We start from the raw sequence: 23,416 nt of genomic DNA, 5'->3' as shown, positions 1-23,416 counted from the left end.
TGCGAGCGCATCCGCGCCGCACGTCGCGCAACATCCGGCGACGTTTTCCCCCGTGCAGGCATCTTGCCTTGAACGCGCCCGGCCGGTGGCCGTGGCCTCGTTCCCAGGCGTGCTGGCTGCGAGCAGCGCAGCACCGCCGGGCCGCCGATGCCCGGAGCGACAGCGAGGGGCAGAGGCGGAAGGCAAGATAAAAGGTCGCGGCACATGGCCGCTTGAAAACCTTGTCTGCACGTGGGGGGAGCGCGGCACGCGCCACGGGGCGGCAGCGTGCCGCGAAGGTGCGCAATGCCGCATCGGCATTGGCGAAGTCGCGTGCTTCGTCCGCTGGACTGCGCTGGTCTTGGACGGAGCGACGCCATGAGCCAGCGCGACGATGACCGATTCCGCGTCCGGCCTGGCGCTCCGAAACAGCGCGGCGATGCCTTCGTCAACAAGGTGCTGCGGCAGGCCAACAAAGCCGGCACGAAGCTCGGCAAGGTGGCAGGCAAGGTCGGCCAGCGACCCGGTTCCCGGCTAGGCCGCGGGCATGTCGCGGCGCGCTTCGCTGGCCGGGGACTTGGGGCCAACGCCCGGCGCGTGACGATCAAGGCGCGACTGGTGAATCTGGCGCAGGCTGGGCCGCGCTCGACCGCCGCGCACCTGCGCTACATCGAGCGCGAAGGCGTCGATCGCCAGGGCGGGCCGGGCCACGCCTACGGGCCGGCGACCGACGACGCCGACCTCGAAGCGTTCAAGGAGCGCGGCGCTGACGACCGGCACCAGTTCCGTTTCATCGTCTCGCCGGAGGATGCCGAACAACTCGACGACCTGCGCACTTACACCCGGCACCTGATGGCGCGCATGGAGGCCGACCTCGGCACGCCGCTGGAATGGGTCGCCGTCGATCATTGGAATACCGACAACCCGCACACGCACGTCGTCCTACGCGGCAAGGATGACACCGGCAAAGACCTCATCATTTCCCGCGACTACATCGCCGAGGGGATGCGCCGGCGTGCGTCGGAACTAGCGACCGAATGGCTGGGGCCGCGCACCGAGCTGGAGATGCAGCGCGCCATGCAGCGCGAAGTCGATCAGGAGCGGTGGACGGGCCTGGATCGCACCTTGCAGCGCGAGGCCGCCGACGATGGCTTGGTGCGCGTCGAACGCTTCGCCGAACCCGGGTTGCAACGCCAGCGGCAAGTGCTGATCGGCCGCCTGCAACACCTACAACGCATGGGATTGGCGTCCGAACCGCACCCCGGTACGTGGGCCGTCCATGCCGACGCCGAGCCAACCTTGCGGGCAATGGGCGAGCGCGGCGACATCATCCGCACGATGCAACGGGCGATGAGCGGCAAGCAGCGCGAACTGGCCGTGTTCCAGGCCGGCGAGGGTGGCCGCGCCGTCATCGGTCGCGTCGTCGGCAAGGGGCTGGCCGACGAGCTGTACGACAAGGGCTATCTGATCGTCGATGGCGCGGACGGCAAGGCGCACTACGTCACGCTGCCGCCGCGTGCCGAGCTAGAGCAGTACCCGACCGGGGCCGTGGTGGAGGTGAAAGGCACGGCCGACGTGCGCGCCGCCGACCGGAACATCGCCGCGCTGGCCGCCGATGGCGTGTACCGCACCGATCATCACCTTGCGCTCGCCCAAGGTCAGGCCATGAACGAACGCGATCCGCGCGAGGTAGTGGCCGCCCATGTACGCCGGCTCGAAGCCCTGCGCCGCGCTGGCATCGTGGAGCGCGAGGCTGAAGGCGTCTGGCGCGTGCCCGCCGACCTGGCCGAGCGAGGCCGCCAGTACGACGCGCAGCGCCTCGGTGGTGGTGTGGCGGTCGAGCTGAAATCGCACCTGCCCATCGAGCGGCAGGCCCGCGTGATCGGCGCCACCTGGCTCGACCAGCAGTTGATCGGCGGCGGCAAGGGCCTGGGCGACCTGGGCTTTGGAGCCGAGGTCAAGGATGCGCTACGTCAACGCGCCGACTTCCTGGCCGAACAGGGACTGGCCGAGCATCGCGGGCAGCGCGTCGTCCTCGCGCGCAATCTGCTGGGGACGCTGCGCGGGCGTGAATTGGCGAAGGCCGCGCAGGACATCGCCGCCGAAACCGGCCTGGAGCATCGGCCGGTGGCCGACGGGCGGCGCGTGACTGGTATCTACCGGCGTTCCGTCATGCTCGCCAGCGGGCGCTACGCGATGCTCGACGACGGCATGGGGTTCTCGCTGGTGCCGTGGAAGCCGGTGATCGAGCAACGGCTGGGGCGGCAACTGGCCGTGACGGTACGAGGAGCCTCAACATCGTGGGAGCTGGGGCGACCACGCGGCCCCGCTATTGGCTGATTGAACGCTACCGCATGGAACGAGAGGCATCGCTTACGCGAAGACTGCACTCAGCCATTATTCTTCTGAAAGGCGCGAAGAAAAGTAGTGACGGCATCTTTCGCCCACCGATCCCGTTGGGCAGCGGACGCCGGAGCATCAGGGTGCATTACACACTGCATCTGGGCCTCACCACGCACCATGTTCACAAACAATGAGGCCGCGGAGTCGAATCCGATACTTCCAAGATCCAATTCTCCCTTCGAGGCAGCGACTTCCAAGGTCTCCGCAACGATGTTGTTTATGGCGGCAGGGCCGGCCAGATAGAAGCGCCTCCCAAGCTCGGGAAACCTCGGCGCTTCGGCCGCAATCATGCGGTATAGCGCCAACCCGTCGCGCGACAGCACAATCTCCAAGTAGGCGAGCGCCATCGCGTTCAGAATATCGGCAAGCCGTTCTTCTGGAAACTTGGGCTTTCGAACGGCTCTAAGAAACCGCTCACATTCGGCCTCGACGACGGCCACGAACAAAGCTTCCTTGTTCGGGTAGTGCGAATACACCGTCGATTTCGATACGCCGGCGGCCTGCTGAATCATGTCGGTCGTCGCAGCGCTAAAGCCGTTTGCCAAGAAGACAGTCCTTGCGCCGGCAAGGACAAGGCGTGCTTTTTCTGATTGCACTGCGCCCCCAGCGGACGAGGGATGCTTGGAAGGCGTGCTCGCCTTCGAGCGCGCTGACGAAGTGGTCATGTGTTCGGTCCACCGCTGCGGAAAGTAAAGCCGCACGATAGCACATAAGCGGTCCAAGTCAAACCGATCGGTACTGTATTGTCTTTCCACAACATGTTGACATTGCTGTATTTCCTGTTTGACTTCCGCTCTTGACTAAACCGAACCGATCGGTTTAGCATGGCGCCATGCCAAGTCACGGGTGCCTCCATGTCAAGCCCATCGCTCCAATATTCATCCTTCGTCGATAAGTCCTCTGCCGCATGGCGCAAAACCGCTGCGGTAGCGATTTGCTGCGCAGTACTGGCGTCATGCGCCTCCATCCCGGACCTGGGGCCGATGGAAAAGCCCGCATCAATGGACGGGCTTGCGGCCGACAAGAGCCTTGGGGCGCCTGTCGGTGAATGGCCGACGCAGGCGTGGTGGAAGTCCTTTGGCGATCCACAACTTGACCAATTGATGGACGAAGCGCTGGCTAGCTCGCCGTCGATGGCGCAAGCGCAGGCTCGCCTCAATGCCGCTATTGCGCGATCGAAAGGTGCGCGCGCAGCGCTGTTTCCCTCTGTCTCACTGGACGCATCCGCCAGCGAGCAGAAGCTGACGTACAACAGCATCTTCCCAAAGGATGTCGTTTCCAAGGGATGGAACGACTATGGCGCGGCTTCTCTGAATTTCGGATGGGAACTCGACTTTTGGGGAAAGAACCGGTCCGCGCTGGATGCGGCCACATCCGAGGCGCTGGCGGTGCAAGCCGATGCCGCCGCAGCCCGCGTCCTGCTGACGACGGAGCTTGCAAGCCGCTATGTCCAACTCAATGGCTTGCATGTACAGCGCGATTTGGCGAGCGACACGCTCAGAAATCGTGAGGACTCCGAGCGCATGGCGATGCGCCGCGTTGACCAGGGCCTCGATACACAGACAACACTGGAACAGGCACATGCGAGGGCCAAGCTGGCACGGGCTGACTTGGCCGACGTGGAAGAGCGGATAGAACTGGCTCGCAATGGGATCGCGGCTCTGCTGGGGCGTGGACCGGATCGTGGTCTGAATATCCACGAGACGCATCTTTCGCCGAGCCTGTCCCTGGCGCTTCCGGAAACACTGAAGAGCGATCTGATCGGGCGCAAGCCCGAAATCGTGGCAGCGCGATGGCGCGTGGAGTCGGCCGCCAAGCGTATCGGCGTTGCAAAGGCAGGCTTCTATCCCAGCGTCAATCTGGTCGCCCTGGTTGGCTACGAGTCGCTGGGCCTGAACCGCCTGTTCGATTCGGGTTCCGACGCGGGCCGTGCCGGAGTCGCCATCCATCTGCCCATTTTCGAGGGTGGAAGGCTCCGAGCGAACTACAGCCGAGCCTGGGCCGAATACGAGTTCGCAGTAGCCAGCTACAACGATGCGCTGGTCCAAGCATTGAGAGAAACCGCGGACGCGGTGAGGAGCTTGCAAGCGCTTCCGATCCGCCTCGAAGCAACGGAGTCGGCGGTCGTCAGCAGCGACAAAGCCTACCAACTCGCCAAGCGCCGCTACGAGGGCGGCTTATCCAACTATCAAACCGTGCTAACGACGGAGGATGCCGCGCTCAATGCGCGGATGGCCGTCAATGCCCTGTGGGTGCGCGGCCTATCCCTCGACATTGCGCTGACAAAGGCCCTTGGCGGCGGCTTTCCCGATTCCTCAATGAATGAACAGGTGACCCGATGAGTGCTCCGATGCCCCCTGACCCTCAAGATTCTTCCACAACGCCGGAGGCTTCACAAAAGCGGGCGAAGCGCAAACGTCTCGTTTTAATTGCGACGGTTGGTTTGGTCGCCATCGGTGTTCTCTACGGTGCGTGGGCGCTTCTGTTCGCAGGCAAATCCGTCACCACGGATAACGCCTACACGGCAGCGGAAGTGGCCCAAATCACACCACTCGTTGCCGGCCCTGTAAAGGAAGTCAAGGTCAGTGACACGCAGGCCGTCAAGGCTGGCGACGTGTTGGTAATTCTGGACGATACCGACGCCAAGATTGCTGTCGCGCAGGCCGAGGCGGATTTGGCGCGTACTCAGCGCCAAGTACGGCAACTGCTGGGAAATGACGAGAGCCTTGCGGGACAAGTGGCCCTGCGTGCTGCCGAAATCGCCACCGCTCGCAGTGGCCTGACCCGTGTAACTGCCGCCTATGAAAAAGCGGTCATCGACGAGCGCCGTAGGCAGAACCTGGTTGAAGAAGGCGCTGTCTCGAAAGAGGAGCTGACGAATGCGCAGACGCAGTTGCGCGAGGCGCGCGCTGCGCTGGAGCAGGCTCAAGCCCGAGTTCGCGCTGCCGAGGCCGCAAAGGAAGCTGCAAGCGGCGCCCGGACGGCCAACTCGGCGCTGATCGTAGATAGCACGGTCGATGACAACCCCGCCGTACTCGCGGCGAAGGCGCGGCTTGACCAGGCGCGCGTGAATCTTGAACGGACGGTGCTGCGTGCGCCCTTCGATGGCGTCATCGCGCAGCGTTCGGTGGAGATTGGGCAACAGGTTCAGACTGGCGTGCGGCTGATGACCGTGGTGCCGATCGACCGCATCTATGTCGATGCGAACTTCAAGGAAGGCCAGTTGCAGAAGGTCCGTCCCGGGCAGCACGTGGAACTGACCTCGGACCTCTACGGCAGCGATGTCGTTTATACGGGCCGTGTCGAAGGCTTCGCTGGAGGATCAGGGTCTGCCTTCGCAGCGATTCCCGCGCAGAACGCCACGGGCAACTGGATCAAGGTGGTCCAGCGGCTGCCCGTCAGGATTTGGATTGATCCCGAGCAGTTGAAGCAGCATCCGCTGCGGGTCGGTCTGTCAATGGAGGCTACCGTCGATCTGCGCGACCACGGTGAGTCCCAGCCGGTTGCGACGAGGTATTGACATGACTTCCTCGGAACACAAGCCGCTTTCCGGGATGGATCTGGTCATCGCGGCAATCATCCTGTCTCTGGCGAATTTCATGGTGGTGCTCGATACCACCATCGCCAACGTGGCCATGCCCACGATCTCGGGGTCGATGGGTGTCTCGACGAGCCAGGGCACTTGGATCATCACGTCCTATGCTGTTGCGGAGGCCATCACCATCCCCCTGACCGGCTGGCTCGTTCGCCAGGTCGGCGAAGTACGGTTGTTCATGATCTGCGTCGTGGCATTCGTACTGTTCTCCGTGTGCTGCGGCCTGTCATGGTCTCTGGAAAGCCTCGTCTTCTTTCGCGTGTTGCAGGGGTTGGCCGGTGGACCGCTGATTCCGTTGTCATCGACGTTGATGCTGGCGGTGTTCCCCAAGAACAAGTCAAACATCGCGCTCTCGTTGTGGGGAATGATGACGGTCGTGGCCCCGATCTTCGGCCCAATCCTGGGCGGGATCATTTCGGATAACTGGCACTGGGGCTGGATATTTCACATCAACATCGGGTTCGGCATCTTGGTCATGCTGGGCGCCATGAAAGTGCTTCGGGGCCGGGACGAACCCACGGAGCGTTCCCGCATCGACGGAATCGGTCTGGCGCTTCTGGTGGTTTTTGTCACCAGTTTCCAGATCATGATCGACAAGGGCCGCGAGCTGGATTGGTTCGCTTCGCCGCTAGTGGTCACGTGCGCCATCGTTGCAGCCGTTTCGCTGATCTATCTGATTATTTGGGAACTCACCGACTCCGATCCCGTGATCGACCTGAGCGTCTTCCGCTCGCGCAACTGGCTGGTTTCCTCAATCACGCTGAGCCTGATGTTCGGCATCTTTTTCGGCAACATCGTGCTGACGCCTCTGTGGCTCCAGCAACAGATGGGCTACACGGCGACATGGGCCGGCTTCGCTACCGCGCCGATGGGCATTCTCGCGGTGGCGACTTCACCGATCGTCGGTCGTCTCCTGCCGAAGGTTGACCCTCGTTGGATCGTCACCTACGGCATGGGTATCTTGGCCGTCTCGTTCTTCATGCGGGCGCATCTGACGACCCAAGCCGACTTCATGTCGGTGGCCATCGCGATGTTTGTCCTCGGCGCAGGCATTCCCGCATGCATGATTACGCTGACCTCGTTGGGTGTTTCCGACCTGCCGCCCGAGCGCATTGCGAATGGAGCCGGCCTGCAAAACTTCCTGCGCGTGCTCTCGATGGCGCTCGGATCGTCCCTGACCCAAACCTATTGGGAGCATATGTCGAAGGCAAGCCGGTCCGAGCTTGTCTCAATCATCAACCCGAATGCAGGGCATGAAATCGCTTCCGCGGCGGTTCGCGCCGGAATACCGCCATCGAGTTCTACAGCATTTTTCTCGCGCCTGGTCGATGGTCAGGCTGTGATGCTGGCTACGAACGATTTTTATGCGCTGGCTACCGTGCTGATGATCCTCTCGATCGGCGCTATCTGGCTGGTTAAGCGGCCGAAGGGGCCACTCCAGAAAGTCACGGGGCATTGATCTAAGGAGCGTGAATACTGCCGACGGGGTGTGACATGCAATTGATATATGCAAGAGAAAGCAACGCCGATGTGCCACATGGCCTCATTCATCTGATGAGTCGGACCAACATGGCGATTTGGCAGCTCATCACTCAGAGAACGTCTTCGCTGGGCGGCCTTACAGGCATGCAGGCGAGCGTGCTGCTGCTGTTGGCGTGCCGCCAAAGCATGACCTCCGTTGACCTTGCGCGTGAGTACAAGCTCTACCCGAGTGGCATTACGCGACTGATAGATCGTCTGGTTAGTCGAGGGTTGATTCAGAGAGTTCCTTGCGAGCGTGATCGCAGAGTGACGTATCTCCTCGCAACACGCGATGGCAAGGAAACGGCTTCGCAACTGCCGTCGGTCTTTGACGGCGCTTACGCCATCCTCTTCGATGGAATGAATGAGAAGGATATTGATGCTCTCAAGCGATGCTTGAGGCACATGCTTCTAAACGCCCGCGCAGCGGAAGAACTGAGCAACTCACCTGTAAATCAGAGCTTTCTAACTTAACCGAGGTTCTACTGCCGACAGCTTTCGTGGCCTGCGACAAGAATGGGAACCGTGCAAATTGCACCGGCAAGGCGCGAGCGGTCCGCTTAGGAGACTGCGATGGAAATACGCCATCTTCGCTGCTTTATTGCAGTCGCCGAGGAATTGCATTTTGCTCGCGCTGCTGAGCGGCTGCACATTGAGCAGTCTCCCCTATCGCGCGCGATCAAAGAGCTGGAAGAAGACTTGGGTGCACAGCTTTTCGTGCGCAATACACGCAGCACCCGACTGACTCGCGCAGGCCAGCTATTTCTGGAACACGTGCCGCGCGTCTTCACGGCTTTGCAGCAGGCGCGCGACAGCGTGAAGGCGGCTGCCAACGGTTTTCATAACCAGTTGCGCGTTGCGCTATCGGATGGCATCCCGCCTTCACGCTTCTCAACCTTTCTAGCATTGTGTCGCGAAGAAGAACCGGAAATCGAGATACGTCTATCCGAAGTTTCGCTGGCCCAGCAGATCAAAGGGCTGCACGACGACCTTTACGACGTGGGGTTTGCTCGGTCGGATGAAGTTGGCGACGGCATCGTCGCCGAAGCTGTCTGGAGCGATCCCTTGATGGTGGCGGTGCCCTCTCGGCACCCGCTGTTGACGTACAAGCGCATCCCACTGGAGGAAGTGCTACGCCATCCGCTGGTGCTTGGCGATCCCCATGCGTGCGAAGGATATACGCGGCAGATTGAAAGGGTGCTGCGTAGGGTCGATCAAGAGCCGTTGATCGCCGAACGGGTGGCCTCCGTTGATTTGATGATGGCGATGGTGGCAGCAGGTTTCGCCCTTGGGCTGGCCGGAGCCTCGCAGATTGCCGCCAGCCGTGAACAGGGTGTGGTCGCGCGGCCTCTGGCTGGCCGCACACCCATGCTCACTACTTACCTGCTGCGCCGGGGCAACGAGCCTTCGGAAGTGTTGGCTCGTTTCATCGAGAGAACAAGCACCCTTGAACCATCCGCGACGAAGAAGCCGACCGTACTACCCGACCTTGATGCTTCGGAGGAAATCGAGCCATGAACAAGATTGTGCTGATTCTGCTTGCTGCGATGCTGACCGCCTGCGGCAAATCCGAACCCACCGAAACGGTAGAGGCACTTGCCGCCAATCCCCAACGATTGAAGGAACTGCGGCAACAGTGCAAGACGGATCGCGCCAAGCTGGGCGACGAACTCTGCAATCGTGTGGCTGAGGCGACGAATCGACGGTTCTTTGGCGATGGGAAGGCGCCCTATACCCCACCGAAAGAGCAGCCGAAGTTTTGATCGGGCCATCACCTACCTAATGATCAAGCGAGCCCGCGATGCCACACACTAGGCCGGCCATTAGTGCTGCAAAGACGGCTCTCGTGCTGTCCGGTGGCGGTGCGCGCGCCGCCTACCAGGTCGGTGTGCTTCAGGCTTTGGTGACGTTGCGCCGTGAACACCTGGGCGAAGGGGCGCCCAACCCCTTCGGTATCCTATGCGGCACCTCGGCAGGCGCAATCAACGCCGCCGCTTTAGCCTGTCGCGCAGACTCCTTTGACGCTGGCGTGGAGGCCATCGCCGCAGTTTGGCGCAACTTCAATGCTGGTCAGGTGTATCGCACCGACGCGCTTGGTATCGCTCGCAGCGGCGCACAGTGGCTGAGCGCGATCTCGGTAGGCTGGATGTTGGCACGCTGGCGCAAAGAAGGACCGCATTCACTACTGGACAATGGACCACTAGCCGAACTGCTGCGACATTGGGCGCCTTTGGAACTGCTGCCGCACATGCTGGCCCAGCGCCATCTGCGTGCGCTGGCGATCGGCGCGTCCAGTTACACCAGCGGCGAGCACTTCACCTTCTTTGAGTCCATCGGCGATATGACGGGCTACGAACGCTCGCAGCGGCTGGCCGTGCCCATGCGGCTGGGATTGGCACACCTGCTCGCTTCGGCGGCTATCCCATTCGTGTTCCCGGCACAACGCATCGAACATATGGAGCATGCCGGCTGGTACGGCGACGGCTCGATGCGGCAGACCGCGCCGATCTCTCCGGCCATCCACCTGGGCGCGCAACGTATGCTCATCGTCGGCGTTGGTCGGATGCACGAACCTCGCGGGCGACTCGTGCGTAACGGCGGCTACCCGACACTGGCCCAAGTCGGAGGACACGTGCTGTCGAACATATTTCTCGACGCGCTCACGGTGGACATCGAGCGTATGGAGCGCGTCAACCGTACCCTTGGAATGATGACGCTGGGCCAGCGCCTCGCCACCTCACTACGTCCGGTGAAGGCGCTGGTGATTGCGCCGAGCGAGCGCATCGACGACATCGCGGCACGCCACCAAAAGCACCTACCGCGGGCCGTGCGCGCCCTGTTGCGCGGCGTCGGCTCGTCCAGCGCGAGCGGCGACCTGAGCGGCGCCGCCCTGGTCAGCTATCTGCTGTTCGAGGCTCCATTCACCCAGGAGGTAATGGCGCTGGGTGAGCGCGACACGCTGGCGCAACGGCAGGCAGTCTGCGAATTTTTCGGGTGGCTCTGAGGGGATGGGTGCTGCACTTCGACTTTCAGGGTGCAAGCATTCGCATGCGCCGCGCGTATATCGCTCGACACGCCATAACCCGCCGTCGTAGGCGGCGTTTTCCGTACATTCGCCCGTGCATGAAATCTTGCTTTTTCCGCGATATTCCTGCCGATAACGGTCTTTGACCAACCCTTGACCTGACTCCGATCCTTATGCGTGCGGCACGCTTTTGTGCCGCGTGACAACGAGGAGAAAGCGGAGGCCGGGATGCAAGGTCAAGGTGTGCTGTTCGGGCAAATCGGTGTCGTGTTCGGCATCGTAATTGCCGGCGTGTGGAGCGCCACGCAGTGGACAGCCGCCGCCCTGGGCTATCAAGTACGCCTTGGCTCGCCCTGGTTCGACTTACTCGGCACGCCGGTCTATCACCCTTGGCGCTTGTTCGAGTGGTGGTTCTCATTCGACGCCTACGCACCGCGCATCTTTGACACCGGCGGCGCAATCGCTGGCGGCAGCGGCCTGGTGGCCGTGCTGGTCGCTATTGCCATGTCCGTATGGCGCTCGCGGCAATCGAAGCTGGTCACGACCTATGGCTCTGCACGCTGGGCCGAAGCCGCAGACATTCGCAAGGCCGGCCTGGACAAGCCTGCCGGCGTGTTTCTCGGCCTGCATCGTGGCCTATACCTGCGGCATGAAGGCCCGGAACACGTCCTGACCTTCGCGCCGACGCGCTCCGGCAAAGGCGTCGGCCTGGTAGTGCCCACGCTGTTGAGCTGGCCAGCGTCTGCCGTCATCCACGACATCAAGGGCGAGAACTGGCAGATCACGGCCGGCTGGCGTTCGCGCTTCTCGCACTGCCTGCTGTTCAACCCGACCGATCCGAAGTCGGCCGCGTACAACCCACTGCTGGAAGTCCGGCGCGGCGCGCATGAAGTGCGCGACGTACAGAACATCGCGGACATTCTCGTTGATCCCGAAGGTGCGCTCGAACGCCGCAACCACTGGGAGAAGACTTCGCACGCGCTGCTGGTCGGCGCCATCCTGCATGTGCTCTATGCGGGCGAGGACAAGACGCTGCGCGGCGTCGCCAACTTCCTGTCCGATCCCGCGTGCCCGTTTGAGTTGACGCTGCACCGGATGATGACCACGCGGCACCTGGGCGACGTGCCGCATCCCGTCGTCGCATCGGCTGCGCGCGAGGTGCTCAACAAGTCGGACAACGAGCGATCGGGCGTGCTGTCCACCGCCATGTCGTTCCTCGGCCTGTACCGCGATCCGACGGTGGCCGAAGTCACGTCGCGTTGCGATTGGCGCATCGCCGACCTGATCGCGTCCGAACATCCAGTCTCGCTGTACCTCGTCGTGCCGCCTTCGGACATCAGCCGCACCAAGCCGCTGGTGCGCTTGATCCTCAACCAGATCGGCCGGCGCCTAACCGAATCGCTCGACGGCAGCGATGGCATCGCGCGTCGGCACAAATTGCTGCTGATGCTCGACGAGTTCCCTGCGCTGGGCCGCCTCGACTTCTTCGAGACGGCCTTGGCGTTCATGGCCGGCTACGGCATCCGCAGCTTCCTCATCGCGCAGTCGCTCAACCAGATCGACAAAGCCTACGGCCAGAACCATTCCATCCTCGACAACTGCCATGTGCGCGTGACGTTCGCCACCAACGACGAACGCACCGCCAAACGCATCTCCGAAACGCTCGGTACGGCCACCGAGCTGCGTGCGCAGCGCAATTACGCCGGCCACCGGCTCGCACCGTGGCTGGGGCACCTGATGGTGTCGCGCCAGGAAACCGCGCGCCCACTGTTGACGCCCGGTGAAGTGATGCAGCTCCCGCCCGACGATGCCGTGGTGATGGTGTCCAGCGTCGCACCGATCAAGGCGAAGAAGTTGCGCTATTACGCCGACGCCAATTTCAAGCGCCGCGTGCTTCCGCCGCCCGCGCTCGCGGCCGGACGCTACGCCGATGCGCCGCCGGTTCGGCCCGACGACTGGAGCGGGCTGGCTATTCCTGCTGTGCCGGTCGCGCCTGCCGCCGGCCTGGCGGACGACGACACCGGCGCCGCTGCCGACGACGGCGGGCCGCGCCGGCAGCCAGAGCTATCCGAAATCGCCGAATACAGCCCCGAACAGCAGCCGGCCGACAACGACCTGGCGTTGCTCGATGACGACGACCTGCCGTTGCCGCTTCCCCGTCAGCTCGACCCGGCCATGCAGCGCACGGCCCGGCTGGCGTCCCTCGACCAACAAGACGGGATCGAGCTATGAGCCAGTACCGCCTCAACCTGTTCATTCCGCACGAGCATGCAAAACGCCTCGACGAGCTGGCCACCAAGAAAGGCGTCTCGAAGTCCAGCATCGTCGCGGCGGCGCTCGCATCGTGGCTGTCACCCGATGCAGGCGACCAGCGCGAGGCAGCCATCGCCAAGCGGCTCGATCGGTTGTCGCGCCAGTTCGAGCGGCTGGAGCGCGACCAGAACATCGAGATCGAGACGCTGGCGCTGTTCGTTCGCTACTACCTCACAGTCAGCACGCCGGTTCCCGAGGCGCATCAGGAAGCCGCACGCGCGCAGGGCAAGGCACGTTTCGAGCAGTTCGTCGAACAGCTCGGCCGCCACCTGATGCGCGGGCGCAGCCTTGTACGCGACGTGGTGGAAGAACTGAACCCCGATGCCGCCCGGCTCGATGACGCGGCGGCGCTGGCGGCGGCCGAGGAGTGTGGGTCATGAGCGCCGTGCCGCAATCCTTCGCCACTACATCGCTCGACCGGCGCATCCGCATGTTGCGCACGGCGATGGGGCCGCTGATCGCCGCCGCGCTGGAAGACCCGGACGTGGTGGAAATCATGCTGAACCCCGACCGCACGCTATGGGTCGATCGCCTGTCGTCGGGTCGTGCCCCGATGGGCGCCGAGCTGTCCGAGGCAGACGGCGAACGCATCATCCGCCTGGTCGCGGCCCACGTCGGCGCGGAAGTGCATCGCGGTCAGCCGCTGTTGACCGCCGAGCTGCCGGAAACCGGCGAACGCTTCGAGGGCATTCTGCCGCCGGCCGCTCCTGGCCCAGCCTTTGCGCTGCGCAAGCGCGCGGTCGGCGTCATTCCGCTGGAACGCTACGTCACCGACGGAATGATGACTGCTGAGCAGGCTGCGTTCCTGCGTGACGCGGTACGCGAGCGGCAGAACATTCTCATCGCCGGCGGCACCAGCACCGGCAAGACGACCTTGGCAAATGCCTTGCTCGCCGAGATCGCTGCCACCGGCGACCGCGTGCTGGTGCTCGAAGACACCATCGAACTGCAATGCGCGGCGCGCGACCACGTACCGCTGCGCACGCGCGCCGGCGTCGTGTCGATGACCGAGCTGGTGCGCGCCACGATGCGCCTGCGCCCCGACCGCGTGATCGTCGGCGAGGTACGCGGCGGCGAGGCGCTGGATCTCATCAAGGTGTGGGGCACCGGCCATCCCGGCGGCATCGCCACGATCCACGCCGGTTCCGCGCTTGGGGCATTGCTGCGCCTGGAGCAACTGATTCTCGAAGTGGCCGTGAACCCGCCGCGGGCGCTCGTCGCCGAGGCGGTCAATGTCGTCATCCACATCGCCGGCCGTGGCCGGCGCCGTCGTATCGAGAGCATCGCCCGCGTCTTTGGCTTCGACGGCGTGGGCTATCGCCTGGCAGATGCGCTGGAGCAGCCGCTTCCAGAAGTGCCGCTTTCTTCCCCGTCCCCTAACCACCTTGGAGAACTGCCATGACGCAGACGCACGCCCATGCTTTCCGCTTTTCCGTAAATCCGGTTTCCATCCCCGCACGCCTGCGCCGCCTGGTCGGGCCGGCGCACCACGGCCTGTTGTCGGCGACCGTCATGCTGGCGACCGCCGGCACGGCACAAGCCGCCGGTTCCTCGATGCCCTGGGAAGGGCCGCTGCAATCCATCCTCGAATCTATCCAAGGGCCAGTCGCGCGCATCGTCGCGGTCATCATCATCATCGCCACCGGCCTCGCGCTTGCGTTCGGTGACACCAGCGGCGGCTTCCGCAAGCTGATCCAGATCGTGTTCGGTCTGTCCATTGCGTTCGCGGCATCGAGCTTCTTCCTGTCGTTCTTCAGTTTCTCCGGCGGGGCCGTCGTATGAGCACGGCCACCGACCTGCCTGGCTTCGAGGTGCCTCTGCATCGCTCGCTGACCGAGCCGATCCTGCTGGGCGGTGCGCCGCGCACCGTGGCGATCGCCAACGGGACGCTGGCCGCGGCCGTGGGCTTGGGCCTGCAGCTCTGGATTCCCGGTGTCGTGCTCTGGATCGTCGGCCATTCGCTGGCGGTGTGGGGTGCGCGCGTCGATCCGCAGTTCATGCAGGTGTTCGCCAAGCACCTCAAGCACAAGCCGCTGCTGGACGTGTGACGGGAGGACGCCGCAGTGCTCAACCTCGCCGAATACCGCCAGCGCCCGGCCTTGCTCGCCGACTGGCTGCCGTGGGCCGGCCTAGTCGCGCCGGGTGTCGTCTTGAACAAGGACGGCAGTTTTCAACGTACGGCGCGGTTCCGTGGACCTGACTTGGAAAGCGCAACGCAAGGCGAACTGATCGCCAAGACTGCGCGCCTAAACAACGCACTGCGCCGCCTCGGTGCCGGCTGGGCGCTGTTCGTCGAAGCCGAGCGCCGGCCGGCGGCGGACTATCCGCACTCGGACTTTCCCGAACCGCTGTCGTGGCTGGTGGACGAGGAACGGCGCGCGACCTTCGAGGAATCCGGCAACCATTTCGAGAGCGGCTATCACTTCACGCTGCAATACCTGCCGCCGGAGGAATCCCGCGCCCGCGCGGCCAAGCTGCTCTACGAGAACACGCCGACCGCCGGCGTGGACTGGCGTGAACACTTGACCGCGTTCGTCGCCGAAACCGAACGCATCTTCGACCTTCTCGATGGCGTGATGCCGGAGATTGCGTGGCTGGACGACAGCCAGACGCTGACCTACCTGCACGCGACCGTCTCGACGCGGCGCTATCGCATCGGTGTTCCCGAGGTGCCTTTCCATCTGGACGCGCTACTGGCCGATTCGGCACTGGTCGGTGGCTTGGCGCCCACGCTGGGCGACCAGCACCTGCGCGTGGTGTCGGTGCGCGGCTTTCCGACCTCGACCTGGCCGGGCTTGCTGGACGACCTCAACCGCCTGGGCTTTGCCTACCGCTGGAGCACGCGCTTCCTCTGCATGGACAAAGCCGAGGCGGAAAAGGAACTGGGCCGCCTGCGCCGCCAGTGGTTTGCGAAAAGGAAGAACGTCGTCGCGCTGCTGCGCGAGACGATCTTCCAGCAGGAAAGCCCGCTGGTCGATACCGACGCCAGCAACAAGGCCGCCGATGCCGACGCGGCCTTGCAGGAATTGGGCAGCGATCAAGTCGCGTTCGGCTATCTCACCGCCACGGTGACGGTGCTCGACGCCGACCCGGCCGTGGCCGACGAGAAGCTGCGCATGGTGGAGCGCGTCATCCAAGGGCGCGGGTTCGTCACCATCCCCGAAACCCTCAACGCCGTGGATGCGTGGCTATCGTCCATCCCTGGCAACGCCTATGCGAACGTGCGCCAGCCCATCGTCTCGACGCTGAACCTGGCGCACATGATGCCGCTGTCGGCAGTATGGGCCGGGCCGGAGAAGAATGACCATCTGGACGGCCCGCCGCTGATCGTCACCCGCACCGATGGCGCGACGCCGTTCCGGCTGTCGCTGCACATCGGCGACGTGGGGCACACGCTGGTCGCCGGCCCGACCGGCATGGGCAAGTCGGTCTTGCTGGCGACGCTGGCCTTGCAGTTCCGCCGCTATTTCGGTTCGCGGATCTTGTCGTTCGATATGGGCCGCTCGATGCGCGCCACCATCCTGGGCCTGGGCGGCGAGCACTACGACCTGGGCGCCGATGGTGGCATCGCGTTCCAGCCGCTCGCCCGCATCGACCATGAGGGCTACCGCTCCTGGGCCGCCGAATGGGTGGAAGGTCGCCTGCTGCATGAAGGCGTGACCGTCGGCCCGGACGAGAAGGTGGCCATCTGGTCGGCGCTGGGCAGCCTCGCCGGTGCGCCGCAGGAACAGCGCACGATGACCGGGCTTTCCGTGCTGCTGCAATCGAACGCGCTGCGCCAAGCACTCGCGCCTTATGTCCTGGGCGGCGCGCACGGAAAGCTGCTGGACGCCGACCACGATAGGCTTGGCATGGCCGGCGTGCAGGGCTTCGAGATGGAAGAACTGATGCACAGCCCCGCCGCCGTGCAAGCGGTATTGCGCTACCTGTTCGCCCGCTTCGACGAGCGTTTCGACGGTGCACCAACGCTGCTTATTCTCGATGAAGCGTGGCTGTTCCTCGATGAACCGTCTTTCGCGGCCCGCATCCGGCAATGGCTCAAGACGCTCAGAAAAAAGAACGTCAGCGTCGTCTTCGCCACGCAATCGCTGGCCGACATCAAGGATTCGACCATCGCGCCAGCGATCATCGAAAGCTGCGCGAGCAGGATTTTCTTGCCTAACCCGCAGGCCACCGAGCCGCAGATTCGCTCGATCTACGAGGGCTTCGGCCTCAACAGCCGGCAAATCGAGATCGTCGCCATCGCGCAGCCCAAGCGCGACTACTACTACCAATCGCGCCTCGGCAATCGCCTGTTCGACCTCGACCTAGGGCCGGCCGCGCTCGCGTTCGCGGGCGCATCCACACCGCAAGACCAACGCGACATCGACCGCGTGCTGACGCAGGCCGGCGCACCCGGCTTCGCCGGCGCGTGGCTGCGCCATCGCGGCCTCGATTGGGCCGCCGACCTGCTGCCGTCCGCACCATCTGCCGCGTCCTTCCTCGCTCCCCAACCACAGGAGATTTCGCAATGAAGATTCGCCTTCTTTCCCTCGCCATCGCTGCGTTGATCGGTGTCACGTCCACCGCGCAGGCGCAATGGGTCGTCGTCGATCCAACCAACCTCGTGCAGAACACGCTGACCGCGGTTCGCACGCTGGAGCAGATCAACAACCAGATTCAGCAACTCCAGAACGAAGCGCAGATGCTCATCAACCAGGGGCGTAACCTGGCGAGCCTGCCGTTCAATGTGGTCAACCGGCTGCGCTCAACGCTGGCGACCACCCAGCAACTCATCGCGCAGGCGCAAGGGCTGGCGTTCCAGGTGCAGAGCATGGACCAGCAGTTCGCGCGCCTGTACCCGGAGCAGTACGCCGCGACCGTGAGCGGCAACCAGATGTACCAAGATGCCCACCAGCGTTGGCAGAACACGCTCGAAGGCTTGCAGACCGCGATGCGGATGCAGGCGCAGGTGTCGCAGAACGTGACCGAGGACGAGGGCGTGCTGACCGATCTGGTCGGCCAGAGCCAGTCGGCCACGGGCGCCTTGCAGGCCATGCAGGCGACCAATCAGCTTTTGGCCTTGCAGGCCAAGCAGTCCATTCAGGCGCAGCAGCTCCAGCTCACGCAGGGGCGCGCGGTGTCGCTGGAACTGGCGCGTCAGGCCGCCGCCGTCGAACGTGGCCGTGAGGTGACGCGACGCTTTCTCGGCACCGGCACGGCGTACACGCCGCAGTCGGTCAACTTCTACGGCAACTGACGGGCACGGCCATGAAGCACGCGCCCGTCCTGTTTGCCTTCGTGTGCCTGCTGGCGGGTTGCGACCGGCGGCAGGCGCTGTCGGTCGATGCACTGGCCGCCAATCCGACACGGCTGCACGCGCTGCGTGCGCAGTGCCGGCATGGCGAACATGACGGCGCGTTCTGCGCACAGGTCGCCCAAGCCGACCTACGCCGTCTCCTCTCCGGCCAAGCCGGCCCGGACGAATATCAGACGCTCGCCGATCTGCCGCCGATCCCGGCCAGCTTCGACGGCCCCGACGCGCCGCTGGAGGAACGGCCATGAACGACGTTTCGATCATCGACCACTTCCTCAACGTCTTTTCCGCCTACATCGACTCCGGCTTTGGCTTGCTGCGGGGCGAGGTCGCGTTCCTGACCGCAACGCTGGTGGCGATCGACATGACGCTCGCCGGCCTCTATTGGGCGCTCGGCCACGCTACCGGCCAAGGCGAGGACGTGATGGCGAAGCTCATTCGCAAGGTGCTCTACGTCGGCGCCTTCGCCTACATCATCGGCAACTTCAACATGCTGGCGAGCATCGTGTTTCGCTCATTCGCCGGCCTGGGCCTGACGGCCACCGGCTCGACCTTGAGCATGGAGACGTTCCTTCAACCGGGGCATCTCGCCAAGACCGGCATCGACGCCGCCGCGCCGATCCTTGACCAAATTAGTGAGATGGCCGGCTTCCCCGAGGTGTTCATCAATCTGACGCCCATCGTTGTGATGTTCCTCGCCTGGCTGGTGGTCATCCTCTGTTTCTTCGTGCTGGCGGTGCAGCTTTTCATCACGCTGATCGAGTTCAAGTTGACCACGCTCGCCGGCTTTGTGCTTGTGCCGTTTGCGCTTTGGAACAAGACCGCGTTCCTCGCCGAAAAGGTGCTTGGCAACGTGGTGTCGTCCGGTATCAAGGTGTTGGTGCTGGCCGTCATTGTCGGCATCAGTACGGGCTTGTTCGCCGAGTTCCAGGTCACGCCCGATGAACCTTCCATCGATCATGCGCTGGTCGTGATGCTGGCCTCGCTCGCCATGCTCGCGCTCGGCATCTACGGGCCGGGCATCGCCACGGGCCTTGTGTCCGGCTCGCCGCAGCTCGGGGCCGGCGCGATGGCTGGTGCGGCGCTAGGCGCGGCGGGAACAGCCGTCGCTGTCGGCGCTGCCGCTACCGGCGTTGGCGGTGCTGTTGCTGCTGGTGCTCGCATGGCGCCGGCCGCCGCCAGCGCCATCGGCAGCGGCGCCCGTGCCGCTGCTTCGACCGCGACCGGCGCGCGGTCGGCGTTCCAAGCCGGTTCCGCCGCCGCCGGCGGCGGCGCGAAAGGCGCAATGGCTGGCCTGGGCAATGTTGCTAAGACCGGCGCGCAAGCAGTCGGCCAGAAGGCCACCGCGGGGGTGCGCTCAGTTGGGCAGCGCGCAGCCGCCGCGTTTCGCTCGGACGGCGCGGGCGCCGCCGCATCCGGTGCCAGCGCATCCGGTCAGGCCGCGAGCGAAGCACAAGCCAACACTGCCGAGCAGTCGCAGCCCGCCTGGGCCAAGCGGCTGCACCGCCGTCAACAGATCGCCCATGCGGCGACCACTGCCGCGCACACACTGCGCGGCGGGGACGGCGGTGGCTCGGCGCAAGGCCCAAGCCTGGGCAATTCCGATTCTTGAGTAGAACGAGCCATGCGATTCAAGCGACCGCAGGTGCGCTACGCCGATACACCGCAGCCTGCCACCCCGTATCAAGCCGCCGCGCAGGTGTGGGACGAGCGTATCGGCTCGGGCCGCGTGCAGGCGAAGAACTGGCGACTGATGGCCTTCGGCTGCCTCGTGCTCGCCCTGCTGATGGCAGGCGGCCTAGTCTGGCGCTCGGCGCAGTCCATCGTCACGCCCTACGTGGTGGAGGTGGACAAGACCGGCCAGATTCGCGCCGTCGGCGAAGCCGCCACGCCATACCGACCGGCGGATGCGCAGATCGCCTACCACCTCGCGCACTTCATCACGCTGGTTCGCTCGCTCTCCATCGACCCGATCGTCGTGCGACAGAACTGGCTCGACGCCTACGACTACACCACCGACCGCGGCGCGGCTGTGCTCAACGATTACGCCAGCAAGAACGACCCGTTCGCCCGCGTCGGCAAAGAATCCGTGACGGTGCAGATCACCAGCGTCACGCGCGCCAGCGATTCGTCATTCAACGTGCGCTGGACGGAACAGCGATTCATCAATGGCGCACCGGCCGGCACCGAACGCTGGAACGCCGTGCTTTCCATCGTCCTGCAAACCCCGCGCACCGAGCAGCGCCTGCGCAAGAACCCGCTGGGCATCTACGTCAACGGGCTGTCGTGGAGCCGCGAACTGGATGCGTCCGAAGGAGCCAAACCATGAAATCACTGCAAACCCGTCTTCTGCTATTACCCCAGCCCGGCAGTATCGAAAGAAAAACCCGTGTTGGGCGCAGCCAACCAGAAAACGAATACCGCCGGCGTTTGAACGATGGGCTGATGCTGGCTTTCCCGCTGTTTTCGCCGCGCTTCGGACTGGATCGCCAAGTCCTCTACACGGTCAGCTTGTTGACCTTGGTGGCTGCGCTCGCTGGCTGCGCCTCGCAAGGCAAGCCGCCGCCACGCATCTCGCTCGATGAGCCGGTGCAGGCGCAGCCGCTACCGGAACCGCCCAAGCCTGTCGAAGTAGTGACGGTGCCGAAGGTGTTGCCGCTGCCAGCGCAGATGAAGCCACTGCCGGAAGCGGACGAGGCCAAGCCCGCACCGGAACCGGCCGACGAAATTGTGCGCGTGTCGCGCGCCAACGCCGAGGCGCGCATCGCGCCAACGCGCGAGGGCTACGTCAATGCGATTCAGGTCTGGCCCTTCACCGACGGCGCGCTATACCAAGTCTATGCCGCGCCGGGGCGCGTCACCGTGATTTCGCTCCAGCCCGGTGAGGAGCTGGTAACGGTCGCCGCCGGCGATACCGTGCGCTGGATCGTCGGCGACACATCCAGCGGCGCCGGCAACGATCTGCGCGTGAACGTGCTGGTGAAGCCCATCCGCTCCGGCCTTAAAACGAACGTGGTCATCACCACCAGCCGGCGCACCTACCTGATCGAGCTGACCTCGACCGACAAGGCGTGGATGGCGTCGGTGTCCTGGGAGTACCCCAAGGACCAGATGCTCGCGTTGCGGCGTCAGGATCAAGCCGCGCAAGCGGCCGCGCCGGTCGATACCGGCTTGTCGCTGGAAAAGATCCGCTTCCGCTACGCGATCAGCGGCAGCAATCCACCGTGGAAGCCGTTGCGCGCCTTCGATGACGGCGAGAAGGTCTATATCCAGTTTCCACCGGGCATCGCCCAAGGCGAACTGCCGCCACTGTTCGTCATCGGCGCGCAGGGCGACGGGCAACTCGTGAACTACCGCTTCCGCTCGCCGTACTACATCGTGGATCGGCTGTTCGGCGCGGCCGAACTGCGTCTCGGCGGAGACAAGGGCGACATGGTGCGCATCGAGCGTACGGATGGCACGCGGGGGAACTGACCATGAGCCACGACGGAATCCCGGACGTGCCGATTCCTGATGCCACGCCGAAGGTCGCGCCGGAGAATGTGGCGCTGCGGGCGCAGCCGCGCCCGGTGACACGTCTCAATCGGCGCACGCTGGCGCTGCTGACTGGCGGCCTCGGCGTCGCGGTGCTGGGCGCAACGATGTGGTCATTGCAGCCGACGCACCGGCGCGGCGGCAACGAGCCGGCCGAGCTTTACAACGTGGATCGCGTGTCGAAGTCCGAAGGACTCGACCAGCTTCCCGCCGACTACTCGAAGCTGCCGCCGAAGGTGCCAGAGTTGGGGCCGCCGCTGCCGGGCGATCTGGGGCCGGCTATCGTGAACTCGCAGCAGCCAGCGGTGGCCCGCTACACGCCGCCCGGCCAGGATGCGGCGGCAGCCGAGCGTGACGCGAGGCGCAAGGAAGCTGAAGCGGCAGCGGGATCGTCGGTGTTCTTCCGCTCCAGCAACCAGCGTGCCGCTGCTGCGCCCGCGCAAGTGGCGGCTGCCGGCCCGTCATCTGGCTTGGCCGGCTTCGACCCGCAGGCCGCTGGGCCGGCCTCGACGGCGGCGCAGCCTGCCGACCCGACCACAGTGCAGAACCGGCAAGACCAGAAAGAGGCGTTCCAGAAAGCCGGAACCACGGAAACCCGTAATTCCGGCAACCTGCAAATGCCAACCTCGCCGTATCAGGTGATGACCGGGACGGTGATCGCGGCGGCGCTGGTGACGGGCATCAAGTCCGATCTACCGGGGGACGTGATCGGCACGGTGACGGAGCCGGTGTACGACACCGCGACCGGCCGCTATCTGCTGATCCCGCAGGGCTCGCGCATCTTCGGCAAATACAACAGCCAGGTCGCCTACGGGCAGAGCCGTGTGCAAGTGGTGTGGAACCGCATCATCCTGCCGGACACGTCCTCGCTCACGCTGGACAACCTGGCTGGCACCGATCCGGCCGGCTACGCCGGCCTGGAGGATGGCGTCGATTGGCATTGGGATCGCGTCTTCGCCGGTGCGGCGCTGACGACGCTGCTGGGCGTCGGCGCCGAACTGGCCGCGCCGGAGAACCGTAACGGCGATCGCGTCATCATCGCCGGCCGCGACAGCCTGCAGGACAGCGTGAATCAGGTCGGGCAGGAGATGACCCGGCGCAACCTCAACATCCAGCCCACTTTGACCGAGCGGCCGGGCCTGCCGGTGCGCATCATCGTCAACCGCGACCTAGTGCTGCGGCCCTACCAGCCGCTGTTCTTCAATCGGGGAGCTTCGCAATGAGTACGACCAAGAAGCTGCGGCTCGGGCCGCTGCCCAAGACCGAGAGCATCAAGCTGACCTTCGCCTGTCCAGCCGGCCTCAAGGCCGACCTCGACCGCTATGCGGTGCTGCACGCGCAGACCTACGGCGAAACGGTCGATGCAACGACGCTGATCCCGCACATGCTGGAGGCATTCATCGCCGGGGATCGGGGATTCAGGAAGGGAGCGGCGGTCGCCAAGGCTTCGCCGCCGAAACCGCCCTGATGCTGCGGACGAGTCCGCTAGCATCCCAATGACGGAAGCGCAGCCCACGGGCTGCGCTTCGCTTTTGAGGGCGTCTTGCGATAAGTTGGGGCTATGATGACGACGCGACCTTGCCCGCTACGACGCCCCTGCGTTTACTACCGCGAAGCGCCTATGCGGCACCTAGCTCGATAAGCAGCAAGAGCACATGGCGGTCGAAATCTGGCCTAACCTCTTGCCCCCATAAGACCTTCCGCACCGCTGCATGCCCGCACTAAGGGCTTGACAGCGGACATTTTTTAT

At 64.4% G+C, this 23,416-nt stretch carries 22 protein-coding genes; 21 read left to right on the top strand and 1 reads right to left on the bottom strand.

All coding sequences use genetic code 11. The annotated features are described in order from the left end of the window. Positions 1 to 357: 357 nt before the first annotated feature. Complete coding sequence (locus tag HX812_RS04580; protein ID WP_023124807.1) at positions 358 to 2,319, top strand: relaxase/mobilization nuclease and DUF3363 domain-containing protein; 1,962 nt, start codon at positions 358 to 360, stop codon at positions 2,317 to 2,319. Between the two features lie 50 nt (positions 2,320 to 2,369). On the opposite strand, the gene HX812_RS04575 is transcribed toward HX812_RS04580, so the two are convergent. Further along, on the bottom strand, positions 2,370 to 3,047 hold the full coding sequence (locus HX812_RS04575) for a TetR/AcrR family transcriptional regulator (protein ID WP_078463495.1): 678 nt from the start codon (positions 3,045 to 3,047) through the stop codon (positions 2,370 to 2,372). A 189-nt stretch (positions 3,048 to 3,236) separates the two neighbouring features. Between HX812_RS04575 and HX812_RS04570 the strand changes: the two genes are divergently transcribed. The 20 genes from HX812_RS04570 (at position 3,237) to HX812_RS04475 (ending at position 23,134) form a co-directional block, all read left to right on the top strand. After that, positions 3,237 to 4,724: an efflux transporter outer membrane subunit gene (locus HX812_RS04570; RefSeq protein WP_080642334.1), complete on the top strand. Its 1,488-nt coding sequence runs from the start codon at positions 3,237 to 3,239 to the stop codon at positions 4,722 to 4,724. Beyond that, a complete protein-coding gene (locus HX812_RS04565; RefSeq protein ID WP_038842572.1) occupies positions 4,721 to 5,902 on the top strand; it encodes an HlyD family efflux transporter periplasmic adaptor subunit in 1,182 nt (393 codons plus the stop codon). The genes HX812_RS04570 and HX812_RS04565 overlap by 4 nt, the downstream gene beginning before the upstream one ends. A 1-nt stretch (position 5,903) precedes the next feature. Beyond that, entirely contained in the window at positions 5,904 to 7,436 is a 1,533-nt protein-coding gene (locus HX812_RS04560) for a DHA2 family efflux MFS transporter permease subunit (protein ID WP_038842570.1), read from the top strand. A gap of 35 nt (positions 7,437 to 7,471) precedes the next feature. After that, positions 7,472 to 7,972 carry a MarR family winged helix-turn-helix transcriptional regulator gene (locus tag HX812_RS04555; RefSeq protein WP_049876657.1) on the top strand — a complete coding sequence of 167 codons (501 nt, stop codon included), beginning with the start codon at positions 7,472 to 7,474 and terminating at the stop codon, positions 7,970 to 7,972. Between the two features lie 99 nt (positions 7,973 to 8,071). Further along, positions 8,072 to 9,016 carry a LysR family transcriptional regulator gene (locus tag HX812_RS04550; protein ID WP_023124811.1) on the top strand — a complete coding sequence of 315 codons (945 nt, stop codon included), beginning with the start codon at positions 8,072 to 8,074 and terminating at the stop codon, positions 9,014 to 9,016. After that, positions 9,013 to 9,261, top strand: coding sequence for an EexN family lipoprotein (locus HX812_RS04545; RefSeq protein WP_023124812.1), 249 nt, complete (start codon positions 9,013 to 9,015; stop codon positions 9,259 to 9,261). Before HX812_RS04550 ends, HX812_RS04545 begins: the two co-directional genes overlap by 4 nt. Before the next feature lie 83 nt (positions 9,262 to 9,344). After that, complete coding sequence (locus HX812_RS04540) at positions 9,345 to 10,502, top strand: patatin-like phospholipase family protein (protein WP_228770476.1); 1,158 nt, start codon at positions 9,345 to 9,347, stop codon at positions 10,500 to 10,502. Between the two features lie 249 nt (positions 10,503 to 10,751). Next, complete coding sequence (locus tag HX812_RS04535) at positions 10,752 to 12,755, top strand: conjugal transfer protein TraG (RefSeq protein ID WP_023124814.1); 2,004 nt, start codon at positions 10,752 to 10,754, stop codon at positions 12,753 to 12,755. Then, positions 12,752 to 13,216 (top strand): hypothetical protein, encoded by a 465-nt coding sequence (locus HX812_RS04530; protein ID WP_023124815.1) that lies wholly within the window; start codon positions 12,752 to 12,754, stop codon positions 13,214 to 13,216. Before HX812_RS04535 ends, HX812_RS04530 begins: the two co-directional genes overlap by 4 nt. Next, positions 13,213 to 14,238 (top strand): P-type conjugative transfer ATPase TrbB, encoded by a 1,026-nt coding sequence (gene trbB, locus HX812_RS04525; protein WP_023124816.1) that lies wholly within the window; start codon positions 13,213 to 13,215, stop codon positions 14,236 to 14,238. The genes HX812_RS04530 and trbB overlap by 4 nt, the downstream gene beginning before the upstream one ends. Continuing rightward, the gene (locus HX812_RS04520; RefSeq protein ID WP_023124817.1) at positions 14,235 to 14,618 is read left to right on the top strand and encodes a TrbC/VirB2 family protein; all 384 of its coding nucleotides are present in this window, start codon (positions 14,235 to 14,237) and stop codon (positions 14,616 to 14,618) included. Before trbB ends, HX812_RS04520 begins: the two co-directional genes overlap by 4 nt. Then, positions 14,615 to 14,884, top strand: coding sequence for a VirB3 family type IV secretion system protein (locus HX812_RS04515; protein WP_023087386.1), 270 nt, complete (start codon positions 14,615 to 14,617; stop codon positions 14,882 to 14,884). The genes HX812_RS04520 and HX812_RS04515 overlap by 4 nt, the downstream gene beginning before the upstream one ends. 15 nt (positions 14,885 to 14,899) lie before the next feature. Further along, a complete protein-coding gene (trbE, locus tag HX812_RS04510; protein WP_023124818.1) occupies positions 14,900 to 17,350 on the top strand; it encodes a conjugal transfer protein TrbE in 2,451 nt (816 codons plus the stop codon). Further along, positions 17,347 to 18,075 carry a P-type conjugative transfer protein TrbJ gene (gene trbJ / locus HX812_RS04505; protein ID WP_023087388.1) on the top strand — a complete coding sequence of 243 codons (729 nt, stop codon included), beginning with the start codon at positions 17,347 to 17,349 and terminating at the stop codon, positions 18,073 to 18,075. The genes trbE and trbJ overlap by 4 nt, the downstream gene beginning before the upstream one ends. Before the next feature lie 11 nt (positions 18,076 to 18,086). Further along, on the top strand, positions 18,087 to 18,380 hold the full coding sequence (locus HX812_RS04500; protein ID WP_023124819.1) for a hypothetical protein: 294 nt from the start codon (positions 18,087 to 18,089) through the stop codon (positions 18,378 to 18,380). Continuing rightward, entirely contained in the window at positions 18,377 to 19,744 is a 1,368-nt protein-coding gene (trbL, locus tag HX812_RS04495; RefSeq protein ID WP_023124820.1) for a P-type conjugative transfer protein TrbL, read from the top strand. The genes HX812_RS04500 and trbL overlap by 4 nt, the downstream gene beginning before the upstream one ends. A gap of 12 nt (positions 19,745 to 19,756) precedes the next feature. Further along, positions 19,757 to 20,461: a conjugal transfer protein TrbF gene (trbF, locus tag HX812_RS04490; RefSeq protein WP_023087391.1), complete on the top strand. Its 705-nt coding sequence runs from the start codon at positions 19,757 to 19,759 to the stop codon at positions 20,459 to 20,461. 116 nt (positions 20,462 to 20,577) lie between these two features. After that, positions 20,578 to 21,606: a P-type conjugative transfer protein TrbG gene (trbG, locus tag HX812_RS04485; RefSeq protein WP_087920863.1), complete on the top strand. Its 1,029-nt coding sequence runs from the start codon at positions 20,578 to 20,580 to the stop codon at positions 21,604 to 21,606. A gap of 2 nt (positions 21,607 to 21,608) precedes the next feature. Next, positions 21,609 to 22,889: a TrbI/VirB10 family protein gene (locus HX812_RS04480; protein ID WP_038842564.1), complete on the top strand. Its 1,281-nt coding sequence runs from the start codon at positions 21,609 to 21,611 to the stop codon at positions 22,887 to 22,889. Next, positions 22,886 to 23,134: a DUF2274 domain-containing protein gene (locus tag HX812_RS04475; protein WP_003160610.1), complete on the top strand. Its 249-nt coding sequence runs from the start codon at positions 22,886 to 22,888 to the stop codon at positions 23,132 to 23,134. Before HX812_RS04480 ends, HX812_RS04475 begins: the two co-directional genes overlap by 4 nt. Positions 23,135 to 23,416 lie beyond the last annotated feature (282 nt).

This window comes from Pseudomonas sp. IPO3749 (assembly GCF_013386605.1).
In the GTDB taxonomy this organism is placed as follows: Bacteria; Pseudomonadota; Gammaproteobacteria; order Pseudomonadales; family Pseudomonadaceae; genus Aquipseudomonas; species Aquipseudomonas azotoformans_A.
The sequence above is the reverse complement of the archived record's forward strand: the minus strand, read 5'-3'. Positions and strand labels throughout refer to the sequence as shown.